The sequence below is a fragment of the Streptomyces sp. NPDC023527 genome (assembly GCF_055560115.1).
The window spans coordinates 388,180-400,911 of record NZ_JBVHJJ010000005.1; the positions used below are offsets into that span (position 1 = coordinate 388,180).

Sequence of the window (12,732 nt, forward strand, 5' to 3'; positions counted from 1 at the left end):
ATTGTGGCGCAGGCGGAGGGGGATCCCTAGTCGCCACGCACGGGGCGGCGCGCTCCGACGTGATGGAAGACCAGGTTGAGGAGGACGGCGGTCAGGCAGCCGGCGCTGACGCCCGAGTCCAGGATGATCTTCAGGGTCTCGGGGATGGCGGCGTTGTCGTAGAAGGTCCGGGAGACCACCGGGATCATGCCGATGCCCAGGGAGGTGGCGGCTATCAGCAGGTTGTCGCCCTGGTCGAGGCCGGCCCTGAGCAGGACGTCGATGCCGCTGGCGGCGACCGTGCCGAACAGCACGATGCCCGCGCCGCCGAGCACCGGCCTCGGTACGACGGCGATGAGCGAGGCGAAGACCGGGCTCAGGCCGAGCAGCAGGAACATCAGCCCGCAGGCCGCGACGACGAACCGGCTGCGCACCCGGGTCAGGGCGACCAGGCCGATGTTCTGGGCGAAGGCGCTGTTGGCGAAACCGTTGAAGAGCGGGCTGAGCGCGGTGCCGAGGGTGTCGGCGCGCAGGCCGCGCGCGATGACCTCCTCATCGGCCTCGCGGCCGACGATCGCGCCGAGCGCGAGCATGTCGGCGGTGCTCTCCGTCATGCACACCAGCATCAGGACGCACATCGACACGATCGCCGGGAGCGCGAAGTGGGGGGTCCCGAAGTGGAAGGGGGCGGGGAAGCCGACGAGGTGGGCGTGGGTGGTGGGGGTGAAGTCGACGGCCCCGGCCGGGATGGCGACGAGCGTGCCGGCGATCAGGCCCAGCAGGATCGCGATCTGCTGCAGGAAGCCCCTGAGCACCCGGCGCAGGACCAGCACGCACACCAGAGTGCCCCCGGCCAGGCCGAGGTTGGTCAAGGAGGCGGGCCGGTCGCCCTGGCCGCCTTGTATCCAGCCGAAGGCCACGGGCAGCAGGGTCATCCCGATGAGGGTGATGACGGTGCCGCTGACCACGGGCGGGAAGAAGCGGACGAGCTTGCAGAAGTAGGGGGCGAGGAGGAAGCCGAGGGCGCCCGCCACGATGACGGCGCCGAAGATGACGGGCAGGGCGTCCCTCTTGTCGGCCTGGGTGTCGGCGACGGCGAGCATGGGCGCGACGCCGGCGAAGGAGACGCCGTTGACGAACGGCATCCTCGCCCCGACCTTCCAGAAGCCGATCGTCTGGAGCAGGGTGGCGATCCCCGCCGTGAAGAGGGCCGCGCCCACCAGGAAGGTGATCTCCACCGGGGAGAGGCCGATGTACGCGCCGAGGACGAGCGGCGGGGCGACCACTCCGGCGTAGCTCGCGGCGACGTGCTGGAAGCCGCCGGCGAGCAGCCGGCCCGGCGGCAGTCTCCGGTCCACCGGGTGGACGGCACCGCTCCCCTCGCTGTCGGTACCGGCCGGGTCGGGGGTTCGCTCGGTGAACCTGGGCACTGTGGCCACGGCGGTTCCTCCTGTCGATTTTCGTGTCGCCGATGACATGACACGGCTTCAGGGAGGTGCCTTGCGAGGAGGGTTTCGAGGGATTCGAGGGAGCGGTACGGAACGGCCGTCGTGAACGCGGGCCGGGGCGCGGTCGTGCGCGCGCCCCGGCCCGCTGCCCGTGGGCCTCGCGGTCCACGGGCCCGGCCGAGGGCCGTCCCCCTCGGCCGAGTCTCCAGGGGTGTGCCGGCCCGGAAGGGGCCGCGGCGGTTCAGCTGTCGGCGGCGATCCGCGCCAGGCGGCGGGCCTCGTGGCGGGCGGTGCGGGCGATCGCGTCCTCGTCCACGGTCGTCAGCCGGCCGTCCTCGACGACGGGGCGGCCGTTGATCAGGGAGAGGGTGACGGGCGCGGCGGCGCCCAGGACAAGGGCGGCGACCGGGTCGGCGATGGTGGAGTGCCCGATGCCGTCGAGCTTCCACAGCACCAGGTCGGCGAGCTTGCCGGCCTCCAGCGACCCGATCTCCGCCGCCCTGCCGAGCACACGCGCGCCGCCGTACGTCCCCAGCCGCAACGCCTGACGGGCGGTCAGGGCGGCGGGGCCGCCGGCGAGCCGGTGGACGAGCAGGGCGTTGCGCAGCTCGGTGTGGAGCTCGCCGGACTCGTTGGAGGCGGTGCCGTCGACGCCGAGGCCGACGGGGACGCCCGCCGTGAGCATGTCGGGGACGCGGGCGGTGCCGGCCGCGAGCCGGGCGTTGGAGGAGGGGCAGTGGGCCACGCCCGTACCGGTGCGGGCGAACGCCGCTATGTCGGTGTCGTTCATGTGGACGCAGTGGGCCATCCACACGTCGTCGCCGAGCCAGCCGGTGGACTCGAAGTAGTCGGTGGGGCCCATGCCGAAACGTTCCTTGCAGAACTGTTCCTCCTCCACCGTCTCCGAGCCGTGGGTGTGCAGGCGTACGCCCTTGCGGCGGGCCAGTTCCGCGGCCTCGCGCAGCAGGTCGGTGGAGACGGAGAACGGCGAGCAGGGCGCCACCCCGATGCGCAGCATCGAGTCGAAAGCGGGGTCGTGGTGGGTGTCGATGGCCTCTTCGGTGGCGAGGAGCGCCGCCTCGGTGGTCTCGACCGCGAAGTCCGGCGGCAGCCCGCCGGCCGAGGTGCCGAGGTCCATCGAGCCCCGGGTGGGGCTGAACCGTACGCCCATCTCGCGGGCGGCGCGGATCTCGGCGCCCAGGAGGTCTCCGGAGCCCTTGGGGAAGACGTAGTGGTGGTCCATGGCGGTGGTGACGCCGCCGCGGACCATCATGGCGAGCGACCCCTGGGCCGCGGCGTGGACCATCTGTTCGTCGATGCGCGCCCAGGTGGGGTAGAGGGCCACGAGCCAGTCGAAGAGGGGGGCCTGCTGGGCGAGGCCCCGGGTCAGCCACTGGTAGAAGTGGTGGTGGGTGTTGACCAGGCCGGGCGTGGCCAGGTGGCCGGTGCCGTCGACGCGGCGGACGACGTGGGCGAGGCCCTCGGGGGCCGGGCCCGGGCCCACCGATTCGATGCGGTTGCCGGCGACGACGACATGGCCCGAGGCGTACTCGGTGTCGTGGGCGTCCACGGTGGCGATGGCGCAGTTCTCGATGACGACGCGCTCTGGGGGTGCTGTCGGTGCGGCCACGGCTGTTCCTCGTCCTTGTTGTCGCTGCGTGTGTCGGGTCACGGAAGGTTCGTGAGGTCCACCGGTATGGCGGGCTGCGCGCCTTCGCGCAGGACGGTGGCCTCGATGAGGCCGTATGGACGGTCGGCCGCGAAATACACCTCGTTGTCGTTCTTGAGTCCGAAGGGGGTCAGGTCCACCAGGAAGTGGTGCTTGTTCGGCAGCGACAACCGGATCTCGTCGATCTCCGGGCGGCTGTCGATGACGCGGGAGCCCATGGCGTAGAGGGTCTGCTGGAGGGAGCGGGAGTAGGTCTCGGCGAACGCGCGCAGCAGGTGCCCGCGCGTCCGCTCGTAACTGTCGTCCCAGTCCGGCGCGTCGGCCGCGTCACCGGTCCAGGTGTGGCGCCAGCGGGCGTGGACCTCGGTGGCGAGGATGCGGTCGTCGGTCTCCTGGAGCGTGGTGTAGCGGTCCTTGACGTAGCCGCGGAACTCGGAGTCGGTGGTGTTCATCACCACGAGGTCCTTCAGGCCCGAGACGATCTCCCAGGCCGAGCCGTCGAAGATGATCTGCGCGGTGCGGGTCTCCTGGTTGGTACGGACGAAGGAGTGCCGGGCCCCGCCGTCGGTCTCGATGCGCTCCCAGGCGTACGCGTCGATCCTGATCCGGGCCGCGGTGACCGCCGGCTGGCTGGTGACGAAGTGGCGGGCGAGGTGGATGCCGAACTGCTCGGCGGAGGCGATGCCGTGTTCCTTGGCGAAGGCGAACACGGTGTTCTTGGTGGCGTCCGTCGTCAGGACATGGGCGTTGGAGCCGGAGAGGTGGACCTCGTCCATGTCGCCGGAGAGCGAGACCGAGACGTTGAGGTCCTTGATGTGGTGGGTGGCCCCGTCACGGGTGACCTTCACGACGCGGTTCTCGGCTTTGCCGTACTGGTTCTGGCCAAGGACGGGCATGGCTTAGCTCCCTCGGTATACGGAGTAGCCGTACGGGCTGAGCAGCAGCGGTACGTGGTGGTGCTCGCCCGGTGCGACGGAGAAGGTGACCGTCACCTCGGGGAAGAAGACCGCGCCGCCGGCCCGCCGGCCGGAGAGGTGGGGCTCGACGGCGAAGTGCAGCCGCGCGTGGGTGGTGTCGCCCGGCAGCGCCGGGAGGTCCTGGCAGCGCCCGTCCGCGTCCGTCCGGGAGTCGCCGTGCGGCTCCCACGTGCCGGTGGCGCCGCGTACGGACAGCTCGACGGCGACGCCCTCGGCGGGGCGGCCGACGCTGGTGTCCAGGATGTGCGTGGACACCGAGGCGGGTGGATGCTCGCTGCTCATGGTGGCGTTCCTCCGTCGGGGATGCCGCCGGGCGCTCCGGCGCCGACGGCTGTTCCCATGCCGTCGGATGCTTCGGCGAGCCCGGCGAGCCGGATGCGGTTGATCTTCCCGAGTTCTCGGCGCACGATCTCGCGCTCGCGTTCCGGCGTGTTGTCGATCCTGTTACGGATGGCGTCACGCAGTTGTCCGGCGGTGAGTCCGGTGGCGCAGATCAGGAAGACGTGCCCGAATCTCTCCTGGTAGGCGAGGTTGAGTTCGAGCATCTCGGCCTTGAGCGCGGCGGGGGCGTCCGCCATGCCGCGCTGTTCGCGAGCCGAGGTGGGGTCGCCCGGGGTGGGCCGGCCGATGGGTGGGTGGCCGGCCATCGCCTGGGCGAGGTCCGCCGGGGTGAGGGCGGCGGTGGCGGCGTCACCGGCCGCGTACAGGGAGTCGGTGTCGGGGTAGGGGCGGTGGGCGAGGACCGCCTCGCCCCAGGCGGTGGAGGCGCAGACCTCGCGCAGCGCCGCGCGGGCCGCGTCGTCCTCCGCCGTGTTGAACCAGGCCGGACCGGCGGTGAACCGGGGCGGACCCGGTGTCGAACTCGAAGTCACGGGAGCCTCCGTGGCCGCTGCTCGATGACATGGGCTTGGACGGGCTGCGCATAGCTAACGCCCTCGGAAACACCGCGTCAACACTTTGTTGAAATTCTGCCGGGCAGCGGGCGGCGGGTCACTCGCCGTTTCGGGGCACCTTCTCGGCCGACCCGGATGTCACCCAGGTGACCTACGGCTCCGGCCATCACGCGTGCTACGCCCAGCGGGGTAACACTGCATGCCCGACCGACACCGCTGCATGACCCTGAGGTCATAGCCTTCAGCAAGAGCCCCCCGGACGGGCAGCCCGAGGACGCGCCGCGACCACCGCCCGCCGAAGCGACCCCCAAAAGGCGCTATGAACAGGCCCAAGCCTGGGCCGCGACACTGGCCGGCGTCGTGGCCCTGGGGCCCCTCGGGTAGCCCGGCGGGACCGCATCCCGGCAAAGGGGCCCGCGCTGTCCAGCCGTTCCCGTCGCGCGGGCTCCTCCGCGGCAACTGTTCCGCCGTCCAGCCGCGCGTGTTGAGCGGCCCGAACCCGGGCGGAACGAAAATCTCACTCATTCGACTGATTTCAGTACAGCCCGCGGCAAGGAATTCACTCAGACGGACGGGCTGGAAGGGTTTGAATGGCGCGTGATGCTGAAGCACACCGTCAGCCGCCACACCTGCCCGCCTGCACATTTGCTGTTCGCCCTCAAGTGCGTACAGACGTTGGTGATATGCGACCCGATCGTTTGACCAAAGGCTGATCGCATCGCTATTTATTTGATGGCCACAAGTCCGAGCGGATTCCACCCTGGACCCAGCCGTTCAGCACAGCGCGCCCCCTTCATGCACGGTGACATCACCCCTGCGCCATAAGGACACCGCCAACAGCGCCGTCCAGTCCGCCACCAGCGGCGCCTCCAGCACCGTCGGCTCGGCACTGACGTAACAGCAGACGCCGCCCGGCCACTTGCCGGGCGACGCCTGTGCCAACAGGAGACCTCATGAACGAATCGGCATCACGTACAGCCCGTGTCGCAAAGCCACGGCTCCGTTTCCGGACACGGCTGTCTTCCAGGTACCTCTTCACGGCACTGATGGCCGCGTTGACCCTGGTGACCGGGGCAACAACACCCGCCTCGGCGAAGACGCAGGACGCCAAGTCGAGCTACGTCTACGCTGGTGGCACCGGCCACTGGCACGTGAAGTTCCGCGGTAACGCGAGCAGCGAAAACGGCACCTACACGCTCACAGGCACCCTGGAAGGCTCTTGCTCGCACAGCACGGGCACAGCACAGCCTTGGATGGGCCTCCAATACGGCTCGAGCAGCGAATCATGGAGGATTGTCGAGGCGCAATGCCTCAATTCGTCGAAAGTTCAGGTCAAAGAATCCGGAAAACTCGGCTCCGACGGCAAGCTGTGGGTCCGCGCCGGAGGTTGGGGCGGAGCCTTCGCCGGCTACTGGGGCTGGTCGGGCTCTCGGATCCTCTATCTGAATGACTGATGGACAGCAGAAAGAGGCGGGGCCGTAGGCCCCGCCTCTTCACCACATCCCGTTCACTGCTGATCACCGCGCCGCTTCGCACGCTGCTCGTCTTGGTAATTGAGGTAGTTGTAGACGGTGAAGCGGCTGACGCCCAGCGCCGCGGCCACGGTCTCCACGCCGTGCCGCACAGCGAAGGCGCCGCGCGCCTCCAGCGTGGCCACGACGGACTGCTTGGCCTTGCGGTCCAGCTCCGCCAGCGGCATCCCGTGCCGGCGCTCCAGGTCGGCCAGGATGTGGTCGAGCGAGTCGGACAGGTGCGGCAGCCGCACGGCCACCGCCTCGCGCCCCTCCCACGACAGCACCACGTCGTCACCGCGGGCCCGCTCCGGCTCGATCAGCTCGCCGCCCATCGCGTCGACGAGCGGCTTGACGGCGGCGCGGAACGCCTGCCCGGCGGCGTGGGGGGCCCGCTCGGCGGCGCCGGTCACGAGCCGTTCTCCCCTACGACGTTCAGCTGGAGGGAGACCCGTGTGGCCCCCGCCTGGAGGGACTCGCGCAGCAGCTCGCCCACGGCGGCCAGCACGGCGTCGGGGTGGCCTTCGGCGCTGGTGCCGAACGGGCCGACGTCAACGGCGTCCAGGGCGGCACCCTGGACGACCTCGCGCGCCGCCACCGCGTGCGGCGGGGGCTCGTCGAGGTCGAAGGGTTCGGTCGTGAACTCCACTCTCAATCGCACCATGAACCCACGGTAGCGCCGCCCTTGGGCCGGGCTTCCTCCGATGAGGGCCGTCAGCCTCCGGAGAGCTCGCCCTCCGGCGCGGGGGCGGTCACCCCGACGGCGTCGAGCAGCCCCGGGAAGCGGGCGCCGATGTCCTCGCGCCGCAGTGTGACCACCCTGGAGGTGCCCCGGACCTCGGTCGCCATCAGGCCCGACTCCCGCAGCACCTTCAAGTGGTGCGAGAGCGTGGACTTGGCGATCGGATAGCTGAGCTGACCGCAGACCCGCGGGCCCTCGTCGTGCAGCGTGCGCGCGATGTCGCGGCGAATGGGATCGCTCAGGGCGTGCAACACCTTGTCCAGCGAGATGTCCTGCCGGGCGGGGTGAAACAGTTCAGCACGCATGCTCGACTCCTCGCCGGTGTCCCTTGTGCCCTGTCCGGGACCGGCGCCCGGATTATTTCGACGTTCCACGAACCAGGGCCATGGTAGCGGAAGCCGTCGCCACGCTTCCGCCGGCGGCGGCGACGCCCGGTCACCGCGTACGGAAGGCACCGGCCCGGGCGTAGACGCCCAGGGCGGCCACGTAGGCCGCGACGGCGAGGGCGGCGACGCCGAAGAATCCGCCGGCCTTCGAGAGCAGGACACCGCCGACCACGCCACCGACCGTCGCGCCCGCGTACATCGCGGCGTTGGCGAGGGAGGAGACCGTGCCGCGAGCCGTCCCGGCCCGCGCCTGGAGGGTGCTCATGAGGATCGGGAAGACGAAGCCCGCGACCATCATCACGAGCGCCAGCGTCACCAGCGCCATGGCGAGGTTCACCGAGAAGGGCACGACGCAGTAGAGGACCGTCAGCGCGAGCAGCGCGAGGAGCAGGGAGCGGTTCTGCCCCAGCCGGCGGATGAGGTGGCCGCCGAAGAGCGAGCCGATCGCGTTGCCGAGGCCGAGGGCCATCATGGCGAGGCCGACGGAGCCGACGTCGAGCCCGAAGTCCTTGGCGAACCAGGAGCCGAAGAAGGAGATGGCCCCGAAGTTGCCGGTCTGGAAGACGAGATAGGCGAGGAGGTACAGGCTCAGCGTGCGGTCGCGGAGCAGGGTGCCGTACGTGCCGAACATCCCGCCGCGCGCGCTCGCCGACTGTGCGGGGACGGAGGGGAACGCCTTCGCGAGGACGATCCACAGGAGGGCGGAGGCCCCGCCGATCGCCCAGAACGGCACGCGCCAGGAGGCGGCCGCCAGCCAACTGCCCAGCGGGATGCCGACGACCTGGGCGACGGCGAGGCCGGCCGTGGCCGACCCCATGGTCCGGACGATCCGATCCGGCGTCACCAGGACGGGGATCGAGGCCCAGATCTGCGGGGAGACGAAGGCCGCGCTCACCCCCGCGAGGAACCGGAAGAGGACCATCGTCCAGAAGCCCTGGGCGAAGCCGCACAGGGCGGTCATGGCGGTGAATCCGACCAGGCCCGACAGCAGAACGCCGCGCCGGTCGCGCCCGTCCGACATCGGCCCCGCCACGAGGGCGAACAGGGCGTACCCCAGGGCGTAGGCGCTGACCATCCAGCCGGAGACGTCCGAGGAGACGTGGAAGCCGTCGGAGAGGGTGGGCAGCAGCGGGGCGACGACGAACGTGTCGGTTCCGATCACGAACATGGTGGCGAAGGACAGCAGCGAGACGGTCCTGGTGGCCGGCCCGGCCGGACCGATGCCCGCGTCGGCGGTGGCGGCCGCGGTCGGAGGCGACTCCTGTTCGCGTACGCGCGGAAGGGAGTTGGGGCTCATGTACGGAGCTCCGATCTGGTGATCGAGGGCAGGGAAGGTGGACCGGCCCGTTAATTTCGTAGTTCGTGAAACATCGAACATCACCAGGGTAGCAGCCATTGATCCTTTGGGCCCGGCGATGCGGAAGTCGGCATACGAGAGCACCCACCCCGACCCCTTGACACGCCTCCGGGCGCACAGGCACCCTGCTTCCGTTGTACAGAATTTGGATTCCACAATACGGAATATGGAAGAGGTGCACGCATGGGTCTCCAGGATCCGTCCGCCCACCGGCGCGACCACCGCTTCGCCGTCAACCTCTCGATGCTCTTCGCCGAGCTCCCCCTGCTGGAGCGCCCCGCCGCCGCCGCGGCGGCGGGCTTCGCGGCGGTCGAGCTGTGGTGGCCCTGGCCCGGCGACCCCGTCCCCGACCGGTCCGAACTCGACGCCCTGCGACGGGCCTTGGCGGACGCCGGCACCCGGCTCGTCGGGCTGAACTTCTACGCCGGGCGGCTACCGGGCCCGGACCGGGGCGCGCTGTCGCTGCCCGGCGCCGAGTCGGACCGCTTCCGTGCCAACCTCGACGTCGCGGCCGACTTCGCCGCGTCCGTGGGCTGTACGGCGCTCAACGCCCTCTACGGCAACCGCGTCGCGGAAGCCGAACCCGCCGCGCAGGACGCGCTGGCCATGGAGAACCTCGTACGCGCCGCCCGGGCCGCGGACCGGGTCGGTGCCGTCCTGCTGATCGAGGCGCTCAACGCGACCGAGTCCCCGCGCTATCCGCTGGTCAGCGCGGCCAGGGCGGCCGCGCTCGTCGAGAAGGTGAACGCGGCCTCGGGGTTGGGCAACGCTCGGTTGCTGATGGACCTGTACCACTTCTCCATGTCCGGCGAGGACCTCCACACGGTGATCGACGACTACGTCCACCTCACCGGCCACGTCCAGATCGCCGACAACCCCGGGCGCGGCGCGCCGGGCACGGGCGCGCTGGACATCGCCGCCCTCCTGGCCCACCTGGCGAAGGCGGGCTACGACGGCTGGGTGGGGCTGGAGTACAAGCCGCGTGCCGCGAGCGCGGACAGCTTCGGCTGGGTGGAAGCGGTCGCCCACCGAGCGGTGCCCGCGAGCCCGTCCGGCGATTGAGGACACCGGCTCGCCCAGCTCCCGTCAACCACTCGGAAAGGACTCCCCCATGCCCACCGCACCCCCCAAGGTCGCCTGGATAGGTCTCGGCATCATGGGTTCGCCCATGGTCGAGCACCTGATCAAGGCCGGTTACCCCGTCACGGGATACACCCTCGAACCGCACAAGCTCGACCGGCTCGCCGCCGCCGGCGGGGTGCCCGCCGGGAGTGTCGCCGAGGCCGTGCGCGGTGCCGACGTCGTCGTGACCATGCTTCCGGCCGACCCGCAGGTCGAGGCCGTCGTGCTCGGCGAGGACGGTGTGCTCGCGCACGCCGGGCCCGGGACGCTGCTGATCGACATGTCGAGCGTCTCGCCCCGGACCGCCGCCGCCGTCGCCGAGGCCGCGGCCGCCGGTGGCAAGGGCGTCCGGGTCCTCGACGCCCCCGTGTCCGGTGGCGAGGCCGGTGCCGTCGAGGGCGTGCTGTCCATCATGGTCGGCGGCGCGCGGGCGGACTTCGACGCGGCCCGGCCGCTCTTCGACGCGCTCGGCACCACCGTCGTGCACTGCGGATCCCACGGCGCGGGCCAGACCGTGAAGGCCGCCAACCAGCTGATCGTGGCCGTGAACATCCAGGCGTGCGCGGAAGCGGTCGTCTTCCTGGAGAAGTCCGGCGTCGACCTGGGCGCCGCCCTGGACGTCCTCTGCGGCGGCCTGGCCGGATCGGCCGTACTGAGCCGCAAGCGGGACAACTTCCTCGGCCGCGACTACACCCCGGGCTTCCGTGTCGACCTGCACCACAAGGACATGGGCATCGTCACCGAGGCCGCCCGCGCCGTCGGCGCCGCGATCCCCGTCGGCGGGGTCGTCGCCGGCCTGGTGGCGGCCCTGCGCGCGCAGGGGGACGGCGGGCTGGACCACTCCGCGCTGCTGCGCGGCGTCGAGCGCCTGTCGGGGGCGGCGTCATGACGGCGACGAAGGCGACCGCGACACGGATGCCGGCCATGGAGGCCGCCGTGCACATCATGAAGGACGAGGGCGTCGACATCGCCTTCGGCTGTCCCGGTGCCGCGATCCTGCCGCTGTACAAGGCGATGGAGACCGTCGGCGGCATCGAGCACCTCATCGTCCGGCACGAGGAGGGCGCCACGCACATGGCCGACGGGTGGGCCCGTACCAACGGCCGCGTCGGTGTCGCCCTCGCCACCTCCGGGCCCGGCGGCACCAACCTCGTCACCGGGCTCTACACGGCCTTCGCCGACTCCATCCCGATGCTGTGCGTCACCGGTCAGGCCGTCTCGACCAAGCTGCACCAGGAGGCGTTCCAGGCGGTCGACATCGTGGAGATCGCCCGTCCGGTCACCAAGTGGGCCGTGCAGATCAAGGAGGCCGCGCAGATCCCCTGGGCGTTCCGGGAGGCGTTCCGCGTCGCCCGGGAGGGCCGGCCGGGGCCGGTGCTCATCGACATCCCCGTCGACATCGCCCGCCGCGAGATCCGCTACGACCCCGCCCTCGACGCCCCCCTCCCCCTCAGCCGCGCCGCGCCGCACCCGCCGCGCGTCGAAGCCGCGCTGGACATGCTGCTGGCCGCCGAACGGCCGCTGATCCTCGCCGGCGGCGGGGTGATCCTCTCCGAGGCGTCGGCCGAACTGCGGGAACTGGTGGAGTATCTGCGGGTGCCGTTCCAGGTCACCCTCATGGGCAAGGGCGTCATCGAGGACGACCACGAGCTCAACATGGGCACCACCGGCATCCAGACCTCCCAGCGGTACGCCAACGCCTCCTTCCTGGAGTCGGACTTCGTCCTCGCGGTCGGCGCCCGCTTCGGCGACCGGCACACGGGCGCGGACACCGCCGTCTACCGCGGCGAGCGGACGTTCGTCCACGTCGACGTCGAACCCGCCCAGCTGGGCAAGGTCATCGAGCCGGACCTCGGCATCGTCTCCGACGCCCGGCTGTTCCTCGCCGCGCTGCTGGGCGCCGCCAGGGCCCGCCGGGCGGCCCCCGACAGCGGGCCCTGGGTGGAGCGCTGCCGCTCCCTCAAGCGCACCCTCACCCGTCGCGAGGACTTCGACACCGTCCCGGTGAAGGCGCCCCGCGTCTACAAGGAGATCAACCAGATCTTCGGCGCGGACACGTACTTCGTCACCGCCATCGGCCTCTACCAGATCTGGGGCGGCCAGCACCAGAAGGCCCACCTGCCGCGCCGCTACCAGGTCTGCGGTCAGGCGGGCCCGCTCGGCTGGGAGGTGCCGGCCGCGATCGGGGTGAAGAAGGCGCTGGAGGGCATGGGCCGCGGCGACACCGAGGTCGTCGGGATCGTCGGCGACTACGGCTTCCAGTACCTGGTCGAGGAGCTGGCGGTCGCGGCGCAGTACGACATCCCGTACGTCCTGATCATGCTGAACAACGAATACCTCGGGCTGATCCGCCAGGCGTCGGTGGGCTACGGCATGAACTACCAGGTCGACATCCATTACGACGAGACCGGCACGGACCACGTCAAGCTGATGGAGGCGTACGGCTGCGCCGGCCGGCGGGTGGTGGAGCCGGCGGACATCCGGCCCGCCATCGAGTGGGCCCGCAAGGAGGCCGTGTCGACCTCGCGGCCGGTCCTGGTCGAGATCCTCATCGAGCGCGAGGCGAACACACCGCACGGCCCGGACATCGACTCCGTGCGCGAGTTCGAGCCGGTCCCGGAGGCGTCCACCGCCCCATGAGCCCCGGG

The 12,732-nt window shown here is 71.0% G+C and carries 14 protein-coding genes; 4 read left to right on the top strand and 10 right to left on the bottom strand.

From position 1 onward, the window contains the following. Positions 1-26: 26 nt before the first annotated feature. The 6 genes from ACZ303_RS12825 to ACZ303_RS12850 form a co-directional block, all read right to left on the bottom strand. Positions 27-1,418 carry a nucleobase:cation symporter-2 family protein gene (locus tag ACZ303_RS12825; protein WP_467338071.1) on the bottom strand — a complete coding sequence of 464 codons (1,392 nt, stop codon included), beginning with the start codon at positions 1,416-1,418 and terminating at the stop codon, positions 27-29. 250 nt (positions 1,419-1,668) lie between these two features. After that, positions 1,669-3,057 carry an 8-oxoguanine deaminase gene (locus ACZ303_RS12830; RefSeq protein WP_467338073.1) on the bottom strand — a complete coding sequence of 463 codons (1,389 nt, stop codon included), beginning with the start codon at positions 3,055-3,057 and terminating at the stop codon, positions 1,669-1,671. A 38-nt stretch (positions 3,058-3,095) separates the two neighbouring features. After that, positions 3,096-3,992: a factor-independent urate hydroxylase gene (gene pucL, locus ACZ303_RS12835; RefSeq protein ID WP_467338075.1), complete on the bottom strand. Its 897-nt coding sequence runs from the start codon at positions 3,990-3,992 to the stop codon at positions 3,096-3,098. A gap of 3 nt (positions 3,993-3,995) precedes the next feature. Then, positions 3,996-4,355 (bottom strand): hydroxyisourate hydrolase, encoded by a 360-nt coding sequence (uraH, locus tag ACZ303_RS12840; RefSeq protein ID WP_467338077.1) that lies wholly within the window; start codon positions 4,353-4,355, stop codon positions 3,996-3,998. Next, positions 4,352-4,945 carry a 2-oxo-4-hydroxy-4-carboxy-5-ureidoimidazoline decarboxylase gene (gene uraD / locus ACZ303_RS12845; protein WP_467338079.1) on the bottom strand — a complete coding sequence of 198 codons (594 nt, stop codon included), beginning with the start codon at positions 4,943-4,945 and terminating at the stop codon, positions 4,352-4,354. The genes uraH and uraD overlap by 4 nt, the downstream gene beginning before the upstream one ends. A 795-nt stretch (positions 4,946-5,740) precedes the next feature. Further along, positions 5,741-5,908, bottom strand: a complete 168-nt coding sequence (locus ACZ303_RS12850; protein ID WP_467338081.1) for a hypothetical protein — start codon at positions 5,906-5,908, stop codon at positions 5,741-5,743. Between the two features lie 11 nt (positions 5,909-5,919). Between ACZ303_RS12850 and ACZ303_RS12855 the strand changes: the two genes are divergently transcribed. Continuing rightward, positions 5,920-6,420 carry a hypothetical protein gene (locus ACZ303_RS12855; RefSeq protein ID WP_467338083.1) on the top strand — a complete coding sequence of 167 codons (501 nt, stop codon included), beginning with the start codon at positions 5,920-5,922 and terminating at the stop codon, positions 6,418-6,420. Between the two features lie 53 nt (positions 6,421-6,473). On the opposite strand, the gene ACZ303_RS12860 is transcribed toward ACZ303_RS12855, so the two are convergent. From ACZ303_RS12860 to ACZ303_RS12875, 4 genes are all read right to left on the bottom strand, one after another. Further along, positions 6,474-6,812 (bottom strand): helix-turn-helix domain-containing protein, encoded by a 339-nt coding sequence (locus tag ACZ303_RS12860; RefSeq protein ID WP_467338220.1) that lies wholly within the window; start codon positions 6,810-6,812, stop codon positions 6,474-6,476. A 74-nt stretch (positions 6,813-6,886) separates the two neighbouring features. After that, complete coding sequence (locus ACZ303_RS12865) at positions 6,887-7,138, bottom strand: YkoF family thiamine-binding protein (RefSeq protein ID WP_467338222.1); 252 nt, start codon at positions 7,136-7,138, stop codon at positions 6,887-6,889. Positions 7,139-7,191: 53 nt separating this feature from the next. After that, the gene (locus ACZ303_RS12870) at positions 7,192-7,524 is read right to left on the bottom strand and encodes an ArsR/SmtB family transcription factor (protein ID WP_467338085.1); all 333 of its coding nucleotides are present in this window, start codon (positions 7,522-7,524) and stop codon (positions 7,192-7,194) included. A 130-nt stretch (positions 7,525-7,654) separates the two neighbouring features. Next, positions 7,655-8,902, bottom strand: coding sequence for an MFS transporter (locus ACZ303_RS12875; RefSeq protein ID WP_467338087.1), 1,248 nt, complete (start codon positions 8,900-8,902; stop codon positions 7,655-7,657). A gap of 243 nt (positions 8,903-9,145) precedes the next feature. On the opposite strand from ACZ303_RS12875, the gene ACZ303_RS12880 reads away from it, so the two are divergent. From ACZ303_RS12880 to gcl, 3 genes are read left to right on the top strand one after another with little or no spacing between them, the layout of a single operon-like run. Next, positions 9,146-10,024 (top strand): TIM barrel protein, encoded by an 879-nt coding sequence (locus ACZ303_RS12880; protein ID WP_467338088.1) that lies wholly within the window; start codon positions 9,146-9,148, stop codon positions 10,022-10,024. Between the two features lie 49 nt (positions 10,025-10,073). Further along, positions 10,074-10,973: a 2-hydroxy-3-oxopropionate reductase gene (locus ACZ303_RS12885; RefSeq protein WP_467338090.1), complete on the top strand. Its 900-nt coding sequence runs from the start codon at positions 10,074-10,076 to the stop codon at positions 10,971-10,973. Beyond that, positions 10,970-12,724 (top strand): glyoxylate carboligase, encoded by a 1,755-nt coding sequence (gene gcl / locus ACZ303_RS12890; RefSeq protein WP_467338092.1) that lies wholly within the window; start codon positions 10,970-10,972, stop codon positions 12,722-12,724. Before ACZ303_RS12885 ends, gcl begins: the two co-directional genes overlap by 4 nt. The last annotated feature ends 8 nt before the right edge of the window (positions 12,725-12,732 follow it).

What these genes read in the sequence shown, in the direction of transcription:
- pucL (WP_467338075.1), bottom strand. Translation starts at nt 3,992, where the DNA reads ATGCCCGTCCTTGGCCAGAACCAGTACGGCAAAGCCGAGAACCGCGTC.
- uraH (WP_467338077.1), bottom strand. Translation starts at nt 4,355, where the DNA reads ATGAGCAGCGAGCATCCACCCGCCTCGGTGTCCACGCACATCCTGGAC.
- ACZ303_RS12855 (WP_467338083.1), top strand. Translation starts at nt 5,920, where the DNA reads ATGAACGAATCGGCATCACGTACAGCCCGTGTCGCAAAGCCACGGCTC.
- ACZ303_RS12860 (WP_467338220.1), bottom strand. Translation starts at nt 6,812, where the DNA reads ATGGGCGGCGAGCTGATCGAGCCGGAGCGGGCCCGCGGTGACGACGTG.
- ACZ303_RS12870 (WP_467338085.1), bottom strand. Translation starts at nt 7,524, where the DNA reads ATGCGTGCTGAACTGTTTCACCCCGCCCGGCAGGACATCTCGCTGGAC.
- ACZ303_RS12875 (WP_467338087.1), bottom strand. Translation starts at nt 8,902, where the DNA reads ATGAGCCCCAACTCCCTTCCGCGCGTACGCGAACAGGAGTCGCCTCCG.
- ACZ303_RS12880 (WP_467338088.1), top strand. Translation starts at nt 9,146, where the DNA reads ATGGGTCTCCAGGATCCGTCCGCCCACCGGCGCGACCACCGCTTCGCC.
- ACZ303_RS12885 (WP_467338090.1), top strand. Translation starts at nt 10,074, where the DNA reads ATGCCCACCGCACCCCCCAAGGTCGCCTGGATAGGTCTCGGCATCATG.
- gcl (WP_467338092.1), top strand. Translation starts at nt 10,970, where the DNA reads ATGACGGCGACGAAGGCGACCGCGACACGGATGCCGGCCATGGAGGCC.